General features: G+C 69.3%; 19 protein-coding genes. 8 read left to right on the top strand and 11 right to left on the bottom strand.

Annotation, left to right across the window (positions count from 1 at the left end; translation table 11 throughout):
- Positions 1-231 precede the first annotated feature (231 nt).
- Together Q0Q23_RS15430 and Q0Q23_RS15425 are read left to right on the top strand one after the other, a co-directional pair.
- Positions 232-966, top strand: coding sequence for an ABC transporter ATP-binding protein (locus tag Q0Q23_RS15430; protein ID WP_295125910.1), 735 nt, complete (start codon positions 232-234; stop codon positions 964-966).
- The gene (locus Q0Q23_RS15425; RefSeq protein ID WP_295125907.1) at positions 963-2,285 is read left to right on the top strand and encodes a hypothetical protein; all 1,323 of its coding nucleotides are present in this window, start codon (positions 963-965) and stop codon (positions 2,283-2,285) included. Before Q0Q23_RS15430 ends, Q0Q23_RS15425 begins: the two co-directional genes overlap by 4 nt.
- Before the next feature lie 101 nt (positions 2,286-2,386).
- On the opposite strand, the gene Q0Q23_RS15420 is transcribed toward Q0Q23_RS15425, so the two are convergent.
- The gene (locus Q0Q23_RS15420; protein ID WP_295125904.1) at positions 2,387-2,884 is read right to left on the bottom strand and encodes a hypothetical protein; all 498 of its coding nucleotides are present in this window, start codon (positions 2,882-2,884) and stop codon (positions 2,387-2,389) included.
- Between the two features lie 145 nt (positions 2,885-3,029).
- Between Q0Q23_RS15420 and map the strand changes: the two genes are divergently transcribed.
- Entirely contained in the window at positions 3,030-3,794 is a 765-nt protein-coding gene (gene map / locus Q0Q23_RS15415) for a type I methionyl aminopeptidase (protein WP_295125901.1), read from the top strand.
- On the opposite strand, the gene trmD is transcribed toward map, so the two are convergent.
- Together trmD and Q0Q23_RS15405 are read right to left on the bottom strand one after the other, a co-directional pair.
- A complete protein-coding gene (gene trmD / locus Q0Q23_RS15410; protein ID WP_295125898.1) occupies positions 3,781-4,473 on the bottom strand; it encodes a tRNA (guanosine(37)-N1)-methyltransferase TrmD in 693 nt (230 codons plus the stop codon). The genes map and trmD overlap by 14 nt on opposite strands.
- A gap of 10 nt (positions 4,474-4,483) precedes the next feature.
- Positions 4,484-5,713 (bottom strand): MFS transporter, encoded by a 1,230-nt coding sequence (locus Q0Q23_RS15405; RefSeq protein ID WP_295125895.1) that lies wholly within the window; start codon positions 5,711-5,713, stop codon positions 4,484-4,486.
- Positions 5,714-5,761: 48 nt separating this feature from the next.
- Here Q0Q23_RS15405 and Q0Q23_RS15400 point away from each other — a divergent pair, with 48 nt between their 5' ends.
- Positions 5,762-6,439: a GntR family transcriptional regulator gene (locus tag Q0Q23_RS15400; RefSeq protein ID WP_295125892.1), complete on the top strand. Its 678-nt coding sequence runs from the start codon at positions 5,762-5,764 to the stop codon at positions 6,437-6,439.
- Between the two features lie 3 nt (positions 6,440-6,442).
- Here the strand turns inward: Q0Q23_RS15400 and Q0Q23_RS15395 are convergent, their stop codons facing one another.
- The 4 genes from Q0Q23_RS15395 to rpsP are packed head-to-tail and all read right to left on the bottom strand — an operon-like array spanning position 6,443 to position 8,252.
- On the bottom strand, positions 6,443-6,838 hold the full coding sequence (locus Q0Q23_RS15395; RefSeq protein ID WP_295125889.1) for a type II toxin-antitoxin system VapC family toxin: 396 nt from the start codon (positions 6,836-6,838) through the stop codon (positions 6,443-6,445).
- Between the two features lie 2 nt (positions 6,839-6,840).
- A complete protein-coding gene (rimM, locus tag Q0Q23_RS15390) occupies positions 6,841-7,515 on the bottom strand; it encodes a ribosome maturation factor RimM (protein WP_295125886.1) in 675 nt (224 codons plus the stop codon).
- A 1-nt stretch (position 7,516) separates the two neighbouring features.
- Positions 7,517-7,747, bottom strand: coding sequence for an RNA-binding protein (locus tag Q0Q23_RS15385; RefSeq protein WP_055920003.1), 231 nt, complete (start codon positions 7,745-7,747; stop codon positions 7,517-7,519).
- 4 nt (positions 7,748-7,751) lie between these two features.
- Positions 7,752-8,252, bottom strand: a complete 501-nt coding sequence (gene rpsP, locus Q0Q23_RS15380) for a 30S ribosomal protein S16 (RefSeq protein ID WP_295125880.1) — start codon at positions 8,250-8,252, stop codon at positions 7,752-7,754.
- A 234-nt stretch (positions 8,253-8,486) separates the two neighbouring features.
- Here rpsP and Q0Q23_RS15375 point away from each other — a divergent pair, with 234 nt between their 5' ends.
- The 3 genes from Q0Q23_RS15375 (at position 8,487) to Q0Q23_RS15365 (ending at position 11,310) form a co-directional block, all read left to right on the top strand.
- Positions 8,487-9,671 (top strand): glutamate--cysteine ligase, encoded by a 1,185-nt coding sequence (locus tag Q0Q23_RS15375; RefSeq protein WP_295125877.1) that lies wholly within the window; start codon positions 8,487-8,489, stop codon positions 9,669-9,671.
- Positions 9,672-9,715: 44 nt separating this feature from the next.
- The gene (locus Q0Q23_RS15370; protein WP_295125872.1) at positions 9,716-10,393 is read left to right on the top strand and encodes an SGNH/GDSL hydrolase family protein; all 678 of its coding nucleotides are present in this window, start codon (positions 9,716-9,718) and stop codon (positions 10,391-10,393) included.
- Positions 10,394-10,617: 224 nt separating this feature from the next.
- Positions 10,618-11,310, top strand: a complete 693-nt coding sequence (locus Q0Q23_RS15365; protein WP_295125869.1) for an SGNH/GDSL hydrolase family protein — start codon at positions 10,618-10,620, stop codon at positions 11,308-11,310.
- A 79-nt stretch (positions 11,311-11,389) separates the two neighbouring features.
- Here Q0Q23_RS15365 and ffh read toward each other — a convergent pair whose 3' ends face one another.
- From ffh to ftsY, 3 genes are all read right to left on the bottom strand, one after another.
- Positions 11,390-12,958, bottom strand: coding sequence for a signal recognition particle protein (gene ffh, locus Q0Q23_RS15360; protein ID WP_295125865.1), 1,569 nt, complete (start codon positions 12,956-12,958; stop codon positions 11,390-11,392).
- 80 nt (positions 12,959-13,038) lie between these two features.
- The gene (locus Q0Q23_RS15355) at positions 13,039-13,539 is read right to left on the bottom strand and encodes a DUF2004 domain-containing protein (RefSeq protein ID WP_295125862.1); all 501 of its coding nucleotides are present in this window, start codon (positions 13,537-13,539) and stop codon (positions 13,039-13,041) included.
- Positions 13,540-13,546: 7 nt separating this feature from the next.
- Positions 13,547-14,422: a signal recognition particle-docking protein FtsY gene (gene ftsY / locus Q0Q23_RS15350; protein WP_295125859.1), complete on the bottom strand. Its 876-nt coding sequence runs from the start codon at positions 14,420-14,422 to the stop codon at positions 13,547-13,549.
- A 30-nt stretch (positions 14,423-14,452) separates the two neighbouring features.
- Between ftsY and Q0Q23_RS15345 the strand changes: the two genes are divergently transcribed.
- Positions 14,453-15,223, top strand: a complete 771-nt coding sequence (locus Q0Q23_RS15345) for a CHAD domain-containing protein (RefSeq protein WP_295125856.1) — start codon at positions 14,453-14,455, stop codon at positions 15,221-15,223.
- A 24-nt stretch (positions 15,224-15,247) separates the two neighbouring features.
- On the opposite strand, the gene Q0Q23_RS15340 is transcribed toward Q0Q23_RS15345, so the two are convergent.
- Positions 15,248-15,835, bottom strand: a 588-nt coding sequence (locus Q0Q23_RS15340; RefSeq protein WP_295125853.1) for an AAA family ATPase, incomplete at its 5' end; no start/stop codon positions are given.

Here is a 15,835-nt window from a genome sequence, read left to right as displayed (position 1 = left end):
GGGCGTGCGCGCTCGAGATGCTGGCTCCCCTGCGGCAGAGCCTGGCGGCGGCACGAAGATCCATTCTGCCATGCCCTCGGCCTGATTGCCAAAGCAGGAAGCACGCTCTCGGAGAGCTGCACCGCTGCCGCTCGCAACTCTACATCCCTGGGAGGATGCCATCCCATCGAGGAAACAGACATCATAAATACCAGTAATCAGGGCGTCATACCAGATCGGAGAGCTCGATACATGAACACCATTCTCGAAACGGACGGGATCACGCGGTCGTTCGGCGGCGATCGGCGCTCCCAGCCGATCCACGTTCTCAGGGGAGTCTCGCTGAGTGTCCGGCAGGGCGAGATGGTGACCATCGTCGGTCCGAGCGGGTCGGGCAAGTCCACCCTTCTGCAGTGCATGTCCGGGCTGGATGCGGTCTCTACAGGCACCGTGACGATCGCCGGAACAGCCATCGGAGAGCTGGACCTCGACCAGGCGGCCGCGTTCCGACGCGACAACATCGCGTTCGTCTTCCAGTCGTACAACTTGATTCCGGCCTTCACCGCGTTCGACAACGTGGCGCTGGCCATGCGGATGTCCCGCGGGAATGTCGATCGGCGTTCCGTGATGTCCGCGTTGGACTCCGTCGGCCTGCGAGAGGTGTCCGGTCGGCGCCCCGGACAGCTGTCGGGCGGCCAGCAGCAACGAGTCGCCATCGCCCGAGCGCTGGCGACGCGTCCGTCTCTGCTGTTCGCGGACGAACCGACAGGCGCCCTCGACTCGGAGTCCGGGAGCCGTGTACTCGCGCTGCTGCGCGAGTACACGGCAGACGGAAGGAGCGTGGTGATGGTCACGCACGATCTCGAAGCGGCCGCGGTCGGCGACCGGGTGCTCGTCATGCGCGACGGGCAGATCCACGGAGAGCTCGTCAGCCCGACGGCGACCCAGGTCTTCGACGCCGTCGAGAGCGCGCGGGTGTCACGATGACCCTCAAGCTCGTCACGACCGAACTCCTCGTCGCCTGGCGCCTCTGGAGCGGCGCCTTCGTCGTCGCCGTGTTCGCCGCGCTCATCGCCTGCGTCTGCGCCGGCGACTTCTCGACAGCGGCCGCCATGCCGGAAGACCAGGATCCCGGCGGACTGGTCAACCACGCCTTGATCTACATGGGCTTCAACGCGCCCGTCGTCATCGGCGCGCTCAACATCCTGCTCACCTACGTCGTCGACCTTCAACGTCCCCGATACGCACTGTGGCAGTTCGCCGGGGTCGGGCCGCGGACCATCCGGTCCGTCGTCCTCCTCCAAGCCACGACTCTCGGGATCGTCGCATTCGGCATCGCGCTGGTCCTCGCCGCGCCGACGCTGAACCTGTTCCTGAACACGCTCTCTGCACCGATCCGAACGGAGGCCGAGCCCATCCGCGAGGTGACCCTCGGGGTGTTCGAGTTCTCCGTCGCGTTCGCGGTGTTCATGGCCGTCGTGATCCTCAGTGCGCTCGGCGCAGCTCGGAAGGCACGCCGCACCCCGATTCTCGCCGCCATCCGCACACCGGAGATCGTCAACGCCCCGCTGTCCACCACCCGCATCGTCCTCGCGATCGTCTGCGCCGTCGTCTCCCTCGCCTCGACGGTGCTCATGGCGATCGCGCCGGTCGGACTCCTGGCCCTCGGCCAGATGCTCATCATGGGCGCGTTCCTGTTCGCCGCTCCGTGGATATCGGAGCGCGTCATGCGCCTTTGGATCGGGCTTGTCCCTGGGCGGATGACGAGCTGGTACGTCGCATGCGAATCGGCGAAGTACAACGTGACCCGCAGTCACGCCGGCATCAGTTTGATGGTCGTCGCTGCCGGGCTCGGCGTCCTGACGGGAGTCGCCGGCATGTGGAACGACCCTCAGTTCGCGGTCATGGCGATCGCACTTTTCGGAGCGCCACTCGGTCTCGTCCTCTTCGCGGGCGCGGCGACGATCATCATGACCACAGGTCACCGGCGACGGGACACCACGCTCCTCACGATCTCCGGAGCGACTCGCTCGACGACCTTGGCTGCCGCAGCTTTCGAAGCGCTCATCGTCATCGTCACCGCCGGGATCATCTCGCTGCTCGTGGCGCTGCCCTTCCTCTTCACTCCGTCGAGGACACCCACAGCGACCGGGGACGTCATCGTCGCGAACCCGTTCCTCCCCCTGGTTCCCGTCCCGTTCGTCCTGGCACTCGGAATCGTCCTGATGTTCGTCGCCATTGCACGGCCGGTGATCCAGGCGGGCCGCAACACTCCCGCCCGCGAGCTCCGACGTTCCGGCATCTGACGAGACCGGCCCCGCGGCGCCCCGCTCCGCGGGGCCGAATCACGTCACGGCCCTCGTCGATCGGTCGACCTGCCCGCAGAGTCGGAAGGCCGGCCGCGACCTCAGTCTTCGCGGCGCTCTTCGATGATGATGACGTCCGCGTCGTCGTTCACCGGTGCGCTCTCGGGCCGGTCGACCTGTTCCGGATGAGCGGCGCGCTGATAGGCCGCGTACGAGACCTGCACGCGGGCACGTGTCTCGGTCACAAGCTCCCACAGCCCGACCCAGAAGAGTCCGAGGAAGAAGAGCACGCCGAGGACGGCGAGCCAACCGGTCGCTCCGGGCGGGAAGAAGCCGAACGCGATGATGGAGGCGCTCCAGCCGGCGAGGAGGCCGGTGTCGTACCACGACACCGCCCGCGCGTCACGCACGCTCTTGCGCGCCATCATGATCCCGCCGACGGCGAGCAGAGCCACGAACAGGATCGGGCATAGCACGAGCAGGCCGAGGAACGACCACCCGCTGCCCTGGTGGAAGGCCGCCCAGCCGATCAGCAGCCACACCGGCAGGATCACGGCCGAGGGGAACAGCCACCAGTAGAACGCCTTGCGGATGATCACGCGTTCAGCGTAGCGTCGCGGGGCTGTGCGGCGGCTACAGGTTCGCCGCAAGCGGACCTCGTCGCGCCGCCGCTCGCCGATCGGCGGGCCGGGGTCGCCCGCGAGCGTGGAAGACTGGAGCGCGAAGGAGCGAGAGAGGAACCACGTGATCGAGCTGAGGACACCCGCCGAGATCGAGCAGATGCGGCCGGCGGGACGATTCGTCGCCGAGGTGCTGGCCGAGACCGCGGCGGCGGCGCGGGTGGGGGTCAATCTCCTCGAGCTCGACGCCATCGCCCACGAGTTGATCCGGTCGCGCGGCGCCGAATCGTGCTACATCGACTACCATCCCTCGTTCGGCGCCAGCCCCTTCGGCAAGGTCATCTGCACGTCCGTGAACGACGCCGTGCTGCACGGACTCCCCCACGACTACCGGCTGCGCGACGGCGACCTCCTGAGCCTCGACTTCGCGGCGAGTGTCGACGGCTGGGTCGCCGACTCCGCCGTCAGCCTCGTGGTCGGCACCGCGCGCGACGAAGACCTGCGACTCATCGAGACCACCCGACGCGCGCTCTCGGCCGGCATCGCCGCCGCACAGCCCGGCGGCCGCGTCGGCGACATCTCTGCGGCCATCGCCGCCGTCGCGCACGCGGAGGGCTACTCGATCAACACGCAATTCGGCGGCCACGGGGTCGGGCGCACCATGCACGGCGACCCGCACATCCCGAACGACGGGCGCGCCGGTCGTGGCTATCCGCTCCGACCCGGGCTGGTGATCGCGATCGAGCCGTGGTTCCTGCAGACCACGGACGAGATCTTCACCGACCCGGATGGCTGGACCCTGCGCTCGGCCGACGGTTCGCGGGGCGCGCACTCGGAGCACACCGTCGCGATCACGGAGACCGGCCCGCTCGTCCTCAGCGCTCCTTAGGGAGCAGGTCGGGTCGCACCCGCGCCGTGCGCGCGAGCGACTGCTCGCGTCGCCACGCCTCGATCGCGCCGTGATTGCCGGAGAGCAGCACGGGCGGGACGTCGTGGCTGCGCCATCGGGCCGGTTTCGTGTAGGAGGGGTATTCCAGCAGCCCGTCTTCGTGCGACTCCTGCACGAGGCTCTCGGGGTTGCCGACGACGCCCGGGATGAGTCGGCCGATCGCCTCGATCATCGCCATCGTGGCGACCTCTCCGCCATTGAGCACGTAGTCGCCGACGCTCACCAGGCGCACTCGGACGCGCCCCGAGTACTCGTCGAACACGCGCTGGTCGATTCCCTCGTAGCGTCCGCAGCCGAAGACGAGGTGGGACTCGGCGGAGAGCTCCCGCGCCATCGCCTGCGTGAAGACCTCCCCGGCGGGCGACGGGAAGATGAGCAGCGGGTCGGCCGCACCGGCGAGGATGCCGTCGAGTGCCTCCCCCCACGGCTCCGGCTTCATCACCATGCCGGCCCCACCGCCGTAGGGCGTGTCATCGACCGTGCGGTGCCGGTCGTGCGTATTGTCGCGGAGATCGTGGACGCCCAGACGGATGAGCCCCGACTGTCGCGCCTTGCCCAGGAGCGAGATGTCGAGCACATCGAAGAAGGTCGGGAAGATCGTGACGATGTCGATGCGCATGGAGGGAAGTCTATTCGGGGACGACGGCGAGCTCCCGGTCGCGCGGCACGAGCGGGGCGGCGACCGCCGGGCAGACGGCCACCGCTGCGAAGGCGAGCGGGAAGCCGACCCAGCCGATGAGCGCGCCGACCGCCGGGCCGACCACGGACGCGGCGAGGAACTGCCCGGTGTTCTGCGCCCCGAGGGCACGGCCCGACCAGAACGGCCCGGCGATCTCGGCGACCGAGGTGTAGGCGAGGCCGTTGTCGGCCACCGTCACGACGGCCGCAGCGATGAGGATCACCGCGGCCGCGACCGAGCCGAAAGCCGACGCGGCGCCCATCAGCAGCATGACGGCGACCGCGGCGAGCGACACCCAGCGCAAGGGCACCAGGTGGCTGCCGACACGGTCGCTCAGCACACCGATCCCGATGCGGCCGACGGCGCCCGCGAACTGACTGGCGCCGATGACGATGCCCGCGGCGAGCGAGCCGACGTGCAACTCGGTGACCAGCCAGACCAGGCCGAACGTCGACACGGTGAACTGGGGCACCACCAGCAGCATCGAGACGATGTGGATCCGCCAGAGCAACGATGTCTCGCGGTACGGGCGCCACGAAGCGTGCGGGTGGGCCGTCTCCCCGTCGGCGGCCGTGCGCGGCGGGCGCGGCGGGTCGACGATGGCGATCGCGCAGAGCACTGCCGACACACCGCACAGCACGGCGGGCACCGCGAGGGCGGCGGGGATGCCACCCGACGCCGCCAGGAGCGGGACGCTGACGGCCGCGATCGCGACTCCCAGGGGCTGGCACATCTGCCGGATTCCCATCGCCAACCCGCGTCGTTCCTTGGCGAACCAGCCGATGACGACGCGCCCGCTCGCCGCGTTGGGACTGGCTGCCGCCATACCGCCGACGAGGAACAGGGCGCCCAGCGCGACGTACGACGAGACGAACATGGCGGCGACCGCAGCGGCGGCCGTGAGGGCGAGCCCGGCGGAGATCACCCAGCGCTCCCCGATCCGGTCGCTCAGCGCACCCCAGGCGATCAGCGAGAGCACCAGGCCGAGTGTGGGCGCCGACGCCAGCAAACCCGCCTGAGCGAGACTCAGCCCGCGCTCGGTGTGCAACAGCGGGATCAGGAAGGCCGGAGTGGAGACGAACACGGTCGAACTCGCCTGCCCTGCCACGCCGAGGGCGAGCATGAGCCACGGTCGCGGTGTTCGGCCGTCCCGGATGGCTGCTCGCGTCGGATCGCTCATGCGGTATACCCTAGCGGTATACCAAGCTGGTACACCAAAAGGAGTCCGATGCCCGAGCAGCCCCACGTGTACGAGCGTCTGCGCTCCTCGATCCTCGACCTGGACCGGGTCCCCGGCTCCCGGATCACCGAGCGCGGCCTCGAAGCCGAGCTCGGGGCCTCTCGCACCCCGTTGCGAGCGGCGCTCATGCGCCTGGAGGCCGAGGGGCTCGTTCGCCGGGACGGTCGCGCCTGGGAGATCTCCCCCATCGACCTCGGTGAGATCGCCCGGCTCAGCGAGCTGCGTGACGCCGTCGAGAGTGCGGGCGTGCGCCTCAGCGTCGTCCGGGCGACCGACGCAGCACTCGCCGCCGCGCGGGACGCCCTGGGCACCTACGATCCGGACCGCCGCAACGAGGACGCGGTCGCTGCCGGCGCCGACTTCCACGTGCAGTTGGCGCAGCTCAGCGGCAACCACTTCTTCGCCGACACCGTCGCGTCGGCGATGACCCGCCTCGCCCGGACCCGCTGGCTCGAAGTGCGCACGGCCGACGCGCGGCGTACCGCGTGGGAGGAGCACCGGACCATCATCGATCAGCTCGCGGCGCGCGATGGCGACGCCGCGGCGGACAGCATCCACCGTCACATCGTCGGCACCCACGAACGACTCCTCGCGGCGCTCGACGCTGATGTGCGCCTCCTCCGCGCACGCGGAGTCGCGATCGTCGGGGCGACCGGCTCGCTGTAGTGCCTAGGAACGCAGCAGGTCGGCGCCCGTGCGCAGCGCGATGGGGGCGCCCGCATACCGGTCGGGCTCGTCGGTGACGAGCGCGTCACCGTGGAGCACGGTGAGCGCGACGTACTCGGCGGCGAAGGTCTCAGGCCAGCCGAGCTCCCCCGCGAGCCGCCACGCGGTCTTGCGCAGCACCCGGTCGCCCAGCAGCCGGACCGGCAGACGGTCCACCGCGGCGAGCAGAGCGCGCGCAGCCTTCTCGTCACGGCCGCCGGAAGCGACCTCGCGGCGCAGGGCCGCCAGAACCTCCGAGCGCAGCAGCGTCGGGGCCAGCAAGGAGTCGCCTGCAGCCGGGACGTAACCGGCCGCCGCGAGCTCGACGGCTGCGGAGGAGTCGATCACGTACGCGGACACGGTCAGCCTTCGCCGTTCTCCGGATCGGTGCTCTCGCCCGATGCCGCCTCGGCATCCCCGTCGACGCCCGTATCGTCATCCGTGGCGGAGGCCGGCTCGTCATCCGGAAGCTCCTCGAAGAGCCCGGCGGGCGGGGTGAGCGTGACGGTGCCCCGTGCCAGATCCACCTCCGGCACGATCGCCGAGACGAATGGAACGAGGACCTCGCCGTCCGGGGTGCGGACGACCAGCAAGTCCTGGGCGGGGAGGTGGTCGACGCGCGCGATGGTCCCCACTTCGACACCGTCCCGGCGGGCGCTCAGCCCGACCAGCTGGTGGTCGTACCAGGCGTTCTCCTCTTCGGGGAGCTGGCGCACGTCCTGGCTGACCCAGAGGATGGCCTTGACGAGGGTCTCGGCCTCGGTGCGGTCGTCCACGCCCGCGAAGAAGGCGACGGGATGACCGTTGTACCAGCGCAGTTCGCTGAGCTCGATCGTCTTGCCGTGCCACTTAGAAGCCGTCGGCACCTGGAGCGTGAAGACCGCCCCCGGCACGAACCGCCGCTGCGGCTCATCCGTGTAGAGCTCGACCTTGATCGCGCCCTTGAGGCCGTGCGCTTTGGTCAGTCGGCCGACGCGCAGCTCGGTCTGATCCGGCCGCGGAGCGACCTCCTTGCGGGGAAGCTTGTGCTCGGCCACCTCAGTCGTCGACGACGTCGACACGGACGCGCCGACCGTCGGCCAGCGCGGCCACCAGCGTGCGGAGCGCCTTGGCCGTACGGCCGGACCGGCCGATGACCCGGCCGAGGTCCTCGGGGTTCACGCGAACCTCGAGGACCTCGCCACGCGGGGAGCCCTTGGCCACCACATGCACGTCGTCCGGGTGGTCGACGATGCCTTTGACCAGGTGCGTGAGCGCGGGTGCGAGCAAGGTGTTACGCCTTCTCGCCGTCGGCCTCTGCGGCCTCTTCGGTCCCAGAATCTCCATCAAGAACGGCCTCGGCCTCGGCGACGACCTCGGCCTCTTCGGCCTCCTCCGCCTCGACCTCGGCCTCGACGACGGCCTCCGCCTTCGCGACGGTGTCGTCCTTCTTGGGCTTGAGGACCGGCTTCTTCTTCTCGTCGGCGACGAACGCGGCCTTCTCGTCAGCGGTCTTCACGGTCGAGACGGCGTTCTTGTCACCCTTGAACTTGCCCCAGTCGCCGGTGAGCTTGAGGAGCACGAGCACCTGCTCGGACGGCTGGGCGCCGACGCCGAGCCAGTACTGCGCGCGATCGGAGTCGACCTCGATGCGCGACGGCTCCTCGGTGGGGTGGTACAGACCGATCTCCTCGATGACGCGACCATCGCGCTTGGTGCGCGAGTCGGCGACGACGATGCGGTAGTACGGAGCGCGGATCTTGCCGAGGCGCTTCAGACGGATTTTGACAGCCACAATTCTCCTGTGTTGACGTCCGGAACCGCATGGATTCCGGTGGATTCGTTGTCGAACTGACTGCCGTGGGCGTGGGGGCACACGCGGCAGGAGGTCTATTGTTCGTTCGGCGGGCCGGATAGAGGGTCGGGCACGTCGAACTCAACTAGATATTCTGTCAGAAAAGCGCTCGCAAGTAACAATCGGCACAGTCGACTGACAGGCAGAGCGGACGATCGGACGGATGGGACCGGTATGCAGATCCATTTCGCGGAGTCCGAGCGCTCGACCGTCGGCATCGAGTGGGAGCTGGCGCTCGTCGACGCGACGAGCGGCGACCTGGTGCAGATCGCCGACGACGTCCTGCGCGAGCTCGGCACGCCGGACGGCGCCGAGCATCCGCAGATCACGCACGAACTGCTGCTGAACACGGTCGAACTGGTCAGCCGGGTGCACCGGACCGTGCCGGCGGCGATCGCCGACCTCCAGGAGCTCATCGGGCTCACGAGGGAGGTCACCGATCCACGGGGCGTGGAGCTGATGTGCGCGGGGACCCACCCCTTCGCCCAGTGGTTCGACCAGAAGATCACGCCCAACGAGCGCTACGACCGCCTCCTCGACCGCACGCAGTGGTGGGGCAGGCAGATGATGATCTGGGGCATCCACGTGCACGTCGGCATCGACGAACGTGACAAGGCGCTGCCGATCGTGAACGGCCTGCTCACCTACTACCCCCACCTGCAGGCCTTGAGCGCGTCGAGTCCGTTCTGGTCGGGCGCACGAACCGGCTACGCCTCGAATCGCGCGCTGATGTTCCAGCAGCTGCCCACCGCCGGCCTGCCCTGGCAGTTCGGGACCTGGGCGAACTACGAGGAGTACGTGCAGGATCTCGTCACCACGGGAGTCGTCGAGGACCACAGCGAAGTGCGCTGGGACATCCGGCCGTCTCCGAAGTGGGGAACCGTCGAGATGCGCGCGTGCGACGGCTTGTCGACGGCCGACGAGGTGGGTGCCGTCGCCGCGCTCATCCACTGCCTCACCGACCGGATGTCCGGCGGGCTGGACGACGGCGTGGAACCGGTCACCCTGCAGCCGTGGTTCGTGCGCGAGAACAAGTGGCGGGCGGCGCGCTACGGACTCGACGCCGAGATCATCGTCGCCCCGGACGGCTCGGAGCGCCTGGTGAGCGATTGCCTGCTCGAGCTCGTCGACGACCTCGGAGAGACGGCCGAACGGCTCGGCTGCGCGGCCGAGCTCGCGACCGTCGCCGACGTCCTGGCCACGGGCGCGAGCTACCAGCGCCAGCTCGCCGTGGCCGACGCCAACGGCGGGAGCCTCCAGGCCGTCGTCAGCTCGCTCACCCGCGAGCTGCGCTCCGGCCTCGTGCGGACGCCCCGGCGAACGGCACCGGACCGCGCTGAGGGTACAGGCGTCGCATAGCTCCGCATAGTGGATCCCTAGACTCTTCACGTAATGTCGAACTCATGCTCCGCCACCGCCCGCTCGCCGCATTCGCCACCGCGCTGGCGGCCCTGCTGCTCGGCACGCTCGCGCTCAGCGGTTGCGCGACGGCGTCGGATCCGGGCATCGCTGTCGGTGCCCCGGTGAACGGCAGCCGCCACCCCGTCGTCGCGATCGTCGGCGACTCGATCGAGTCGGGCATGGGACTGGAGCCGTTCGAGTCGTGGCCGGCCCTGGTCGCCGTCGACCGGAGGTGGGGGCTCGAGAACTTCAGCGAGCCGGGGGCCGGCTTCGTCGCCGTCGGCTCCAGCAACCAGGACTTCGACGGCCAGATCGACCAGGCGATCGCCGCGAAAGCGGACGTCGTGCTGATCGGCGCATCCGACAACGATCTCGGGCAGGACACCGCGACCGTGGCGAAGGCGATGGCCGCAGCAGTCGAGCGCCTCAGCGACGCACTGCCCAAGGCGCACCTCGTCGGCTACAACGCGCTCACCGGGGAGGCCAGCGACAGCGACCTCGCCCCCCTCGACGATGCGCTGCACGCGGCGATCACCGAGGCGGGCGGCACCTGGATCGACCTGGGCCAGCCCTATCGCGGCCAACTCGGCCTCGTGCAGGACGACGGCGAGCATCCGACCCTCGAGGGGCAGCAGGCGATCGCCTCCGCGTTCCTCTCGCGCATCGACGGGCTCGTCTGACCTCATCCGTCCGACCCTTCACGGGACGTGGCGGCCTCCTGCTCGCCGACGGAATCCATCCCGACAGCGCGGGTCGGTCGCTGCACGGCAGGAAGGTCCCCGACACCGTTTCGGCCGTTCGGATCCAGTCCCGCCGCCACCCGCAGTGAGCACGGCGCGCCCGCCACGACACGCCGGGCTTCGAACACAGCGATCTGTCAGTCTCGTCGGTCTACCCTCACTCCGTGCCCACCCGTTCCCGACTGATCGCGCTCGTCGCGGTCGCCACCGCCGCCATCGCCCTCGCCGGTTGCTCCGCAGCCGCGCCCGCACGCCCTGTCGCTGCGGAAGGCACGCCCGCCGCGGCCCCCGCGGACCGTGCACGACCACAGGTGATCGCGATCGGCGACTCGATCGCGTTCGGCAAGGGCGTCCTCCCCGACGAGGCCTGGCCCGCGCTCATCGCGACGCAGCACGGCTGGACCCTGACGAATCTGGCGGTCTCGGGCTCCGGATTCGTCAAGTCCGGATGGAACGGAGACACCTACCGCCAGCAGGTCGACACCGCACTCGGCCTCCACCCCGACTACATCCTGATCGCCGCGACGCGGAACGACCGAACCGAGGACCCCGAGCTCGTCACGTCGTCGGCGGACGAACTGCTGGGCGAACTGCGGGACACCTTCCCCCGCGCACGCATCATCGGCATCACGACCGTCTGGGGCGCCGACCAGCCGCCTGCCACGGTTGCCGTGGTCGACGGGATCGTGAAGAAGGCGGTCACGGACGTCGGAGGCACGTTCCTCGACATCGGTTACCCGCTCGCCGGGCACCCGGAACTCGTTCAGGCCGACGGCATCCACCCGAACGCGGCGGGCGAACGCATCGTGGCCAAGACGATCGAAGACCGCCTCGCGCCGCTCGACGTGACCTCCTAGCCTCGAGGGGTGACTAATCGCGGAAATCCCGGACGGAGTTTCCGCGATTAGTCACATCTCGCGTGTGTGGGCGCGGGATTCACCGGCCCATGAAGCGCTGCAGCGCGGCGAGTTCCTCTTCGGACGGACCACCCGCGGCACCCGTGCCCCCGGCCAGGCCGAAGCCGCTGCCGGCCGGAGCGCCGCTCGCGCCCGGCTTCACGCCGGCCGCGAGGGCCGCGTTCTCGGCCGCGCGCTTGGCCGGGTTCCCCGAGCGGGACCCCTTCTTCTTGGGCTGCTGTTTGCCGCGTCCCGCGTAGCCGGCACCCGGGATCGGGCCCATTCCCGGGACGTTGGGCACGCCGCCCTTGGCGACCGTCTTCATCATCTTGGCGGCCTGCTCGAAGCGGTTGACGAGCTGGTTCACCTCGGTGACCGTGGTGCCGGAGCCCTTGGCGATGCGCAGACGCCGCGAACCGTTCAGGAGCTTCGGAGTGGTGCGCTCGGCCTTGGTCATCGACTGGATGATGGCCTCGGTGCGCACGATCTCACGCTCGTCGAAATTGTCGAGCTGCTGCTTCATCTGCCCGGCACCGGGAAGCATCCCCATCATCTTCTTGATGGAGCCCATGTTACGCAGCTGCTGCATCTGCTTGAGGAAGTCGTCGAGCGTGAAGCTGTCGGTCGCGAACTTCTCGGCGACCTTGCGCGCTTCCTCTTCGTCGAACGCCTGCTGGGCCTGCTCGATGAGGGTGAGGATGTCACCGAGGTCGAGGATGCGGGAGGCCATGCGATCGGGGTGGAACGGCTCGAAGTCGTCGAGACCCTCGCCGGTGGAGGCGAAGATGATCGGTCGGCCGGTGATCGAGGCGACCGAGAGCGCGGCGCCGCCTCGCGCATCGCCGTCGAGCTTCGAGAGCACGACTCCGGTGAAGTCCACTCCGTCTTGGAACGCCTTGGCTGTCGCGACCGCGTCCTGACCGATCATCGCGTCGATCACGAACAGCACCTCGTCGGGCTCGGTGGCCCTGCGGATGTCGGCCGCCTGCTTCATGAGCTCGGCGTCGACGCCGAGACGGCCGGCCGTGTCGATGACGACCGTGTCGTACTGCTTCGTCTCGGCGAACTTCAGGGCGTCCTTGGCCACCTTCACGGGGTTGCCGACGCCGTTGCCCGGCTCGGGGGCGAACACCGCGACACCCGCCTGCTCTCCGACGACCTGGAGCTGTGTGACGGCGTTCGGACGCTGGAGGTCGGCCGCGACGAGGAGCGGCGTGTGGCCGTCTTTCGCAAGCCACTTGCCGAGCTTGCCCGCGAGCGTGGTCTTGCCCGCTCCCTGAAGGCCGGCGAGCATGATGACCGTCGGCGGTCGCTTCGCGAACTGCAGCCGGCGCTGTTGGCCGCCGAGGATGCCCACGAGCTCCTCGTTGACGATCTGGACGACCTGCTGCGCGGGGTTGAGCGCCTTGTTGACCTCGTCAGAGAGAGCGCGCTCGCGCACCTTGCCCGTGAAGTCCTTGACGACGTCGAGCGCGACATCCGCGTCGAGCAGTGCGCGGCGGATCTCGCGCACCGTGCCGTCCACGTCGGACGGCGTGAGCTTGCCCTTGGTGCGGAGGTTCTTGAAGGTGTCCGTCAAACGGTCGGACAGCGAGCCGAAAGTAGCCATGATCCGACAAGTCTACCGGGCCACGCCGGACGGGAGCCGAGCCTGCGCCGTGCATCGACCGAGGGCGTCGGCCCCGCAGGTCAGCCCTGGGTCTCGACGGCGACGACGTCGCCGCGCACGTCGAACGACACCGTCAGGATCGCGTCGGTCTCGTCGGGGCTGATGGAGTAGTCGAAGGTCGCGAACACCTCGTCCTCCCCCGCCTGATCGGCCTGCACCGTCACCGACAACAGCTGGAGCGACCGCAACACGTCGATCGCGATATCGCCGGAGTTGTAGACGAGCAGATCCAGGAGCGACTCCCCCAGCTTGTCGACGTGCTCGTCGACGTAGCTGGTCGTCGCCGACTGCCGCGAACTCAGTTCCGCGATCAGGGCATCGCGCGCGCGGGCATCGAAGCCCTCCAGCGACTGCAGGAGCGCCGCCGCCGCGTCGAGCGCGTACTCGCCGACAGCGGACTCGTCGTCGGCGAGGAGGTCGACCTCCACCGCCTGATCGGCGAGCTCGACCGTGTCGTTCCAGGCGAGACCGCCCGAGGCGGTCTCATCGATGACACCGAAGTAGTCGTGCTCGATGGCCATTCCGCCCCTATCCGACCAGCTGCTGCGCGAAGACGTGCGGCGTGAAGCCGGTCAGGTCGTTGATGCCCTCGCCCTGGCCGATCAGCTTGATCGGGAGGCCCGTGCGCTCTTGCACGGCGAGGACGAAGCCGCCCTTGGCCGAGCCGTCGAGCTTCGTCAGGACCAGGCCGGTCACCCCCGCGTGCTCCAGGAAGGCCTCGGCCTGCGCGAGCCCGTTCTGACCGGTGGTCGCGTCGAGCACGAGCAGCACCTCGGCGATCGGCGCCTGCTTCTCGACGACGCGCTTGATCTTGGAGAGCTCGTCCATCAGACCGCCCTTGGTCTGGAGCCGCCCCGCGGTGTCGATGATGACGATCTCGGTGCCGTCGTGCTTCGCCTTCTCGACCGTCTGGAACGCCACCGAAGCCGGGTCCTGCCCCTGCTGCTGCGGCCGGACGATCTCTGCGCCGGCCCGCTCGGCCCACGTGGCGAGCTGCTCGACCGCCGCCGCACGGAAGGTGTCCGCGGCACCGACGACCACCGTTCGGTCGTAGGTGCGCAGGAACTTCGCGAACTTGCCGATCGTGGTGGTCTTGCCGACGCCGTTGACGCCGACGACGAGGACGATCGCGGGCCGCTCGCTGAGCTTCAGCGTGGTGTCGAGCTTCGAGAGCCGCTCCTCCATGGTCTCGCGCAGCATGCGCTGGAGATCGGCGGGGTCGGTGGTGTGGTAGCGATCGACCTTGGCGCGCAGATCGTCGACGACCGCTTCGGTCACATCGGGGCCGAAGTCCGCTGTGATGAGCGCTGCTTCCAGATCGTCCCACGTGGTCTCGTCGATGGTCTTCTTGGCGAACAGCCCGCGGAGGGCGCCCGACAAGGACCAGGGAGTGCGATCTGCCATGACACTCAGACTAGTTGGTACGGTGGCGGCATGTTCTCCCTCGTGGCGGTGTCGGCCGAGCTCGCCGAGCAGCTCGTGGCGATCGAGAGCGACGGGGAAGACGCCGTGCACCAGGCGCGGACGCGCGTGCGGCGGCTCCGCAGCATCCTGAGCGTCTATCGGGCGGCGTTCGACGCCGACGCCGAGACGCGCATGCGCTCCCGGCTGAAGCAGCTGGGCGACCGGCTCGGCCGCGTGCGCGACCTCGAGGTGAAGGCGGACGCACTGGAGGATCTGCTGGAGGCCGACGACGAGGTCGAGGTGGTCGACGTGGTGTCCGCGGAGGTCGCCGCGACCCGGGCGGAACACGATCGCGCCCTGGCATCCCTCATCACGTATCTGCACGGGCGGACGGTCCGCGTGCTGCTGGCCGACCTGCAGATGTTCGCGGCCGAACCGCCGCTCAGTCGTGCAGGCCGCGAGCATCCCGGCCGCGTCACGACCCGTGGACTGGCGAAGGCCGTGCGCCGGGTGCACCGGGAGCGCGAGGACAGCCTCGAGGAACGGCACGAGGCGCGCAAGGCGGCGCGGAAGGTCCGGTACGCGGCCCAGGCCGTCGCCGACGACCTCGGTCGGAAGGCGGTCCGGCTCGCCACGGCGGCCGAGGCGGTCCAGGAGGCGCTCGGCGACAACCGGGACGACCTGCTGCTGGCGCACGAGCTGCGCGAGCACGGTCACATCGGGCTGGCGATGCGCTGCGAGCGGCGGGCCGCCGACGCGCTCGACGGGCTCGACCAGAAGCTCGCAGCGATCGAGATCTGAGCCGGCGGCTCGTCGGCTCCGGACCTAGGCCGAGGCCTTCTCCTGCGCCACCCGCTGGCCGACGACGGCTGACACGCCGTCCTGACGCATCGAGACGCCGTACAGGGCGTCGGCGATCTCCATCGTGCGCTTCTGGTGGGTGATCACGATCAGCTGGCTGTTCTCGCGGAGGTCTTCGAAGATCGTCAGCAGCCGGCCGAGGTTCGCGTCGTCGAGCGCGGCCTCCACCTCGTCCATGATGTAGAACGGGCTGGGGCGCGCCTTGAAGATGGCGATCAGCAGGGCGACGGCAGCGAGTGAGCGCTCGCCGCCCGACAGCAGCGAGAGCCGCTCGATCTTCTTGCCCGCCGGCTTGACCGAGACCTCGATGCCCGTGGTGAGCAGATCGTCCGGGTTCGTCAGGGCGATGTGCCCGCTGCCCCCGGGGAACAGGATCGGGAACACCCGCTCGAAGGCGGCTTCGGTGTCGGCGAAAGCCGATTCGAAGATGGCCTGCATCTTCTCGTCGATCTCCTCGATGATCGTCACCAGGTCTTTGCGCGTGTTCGTGAGGTCGGTCAGCTGCTCGGTGAGGAACTTGTGCCGCTGCTCCAGCGCCGCGAACTCCTCCAG

Source organism: uncultured Leifsonia sp. (assembly GCF_945957465.1).
Lineage (GTDB): Bacteria > Actinomycetota > Actinomycetes > Actinomycetales > Microbacteriaceae > Leifsonia.
This window is presented reverse-complemented; position numbering and strand designations above follow the sequence as displayed.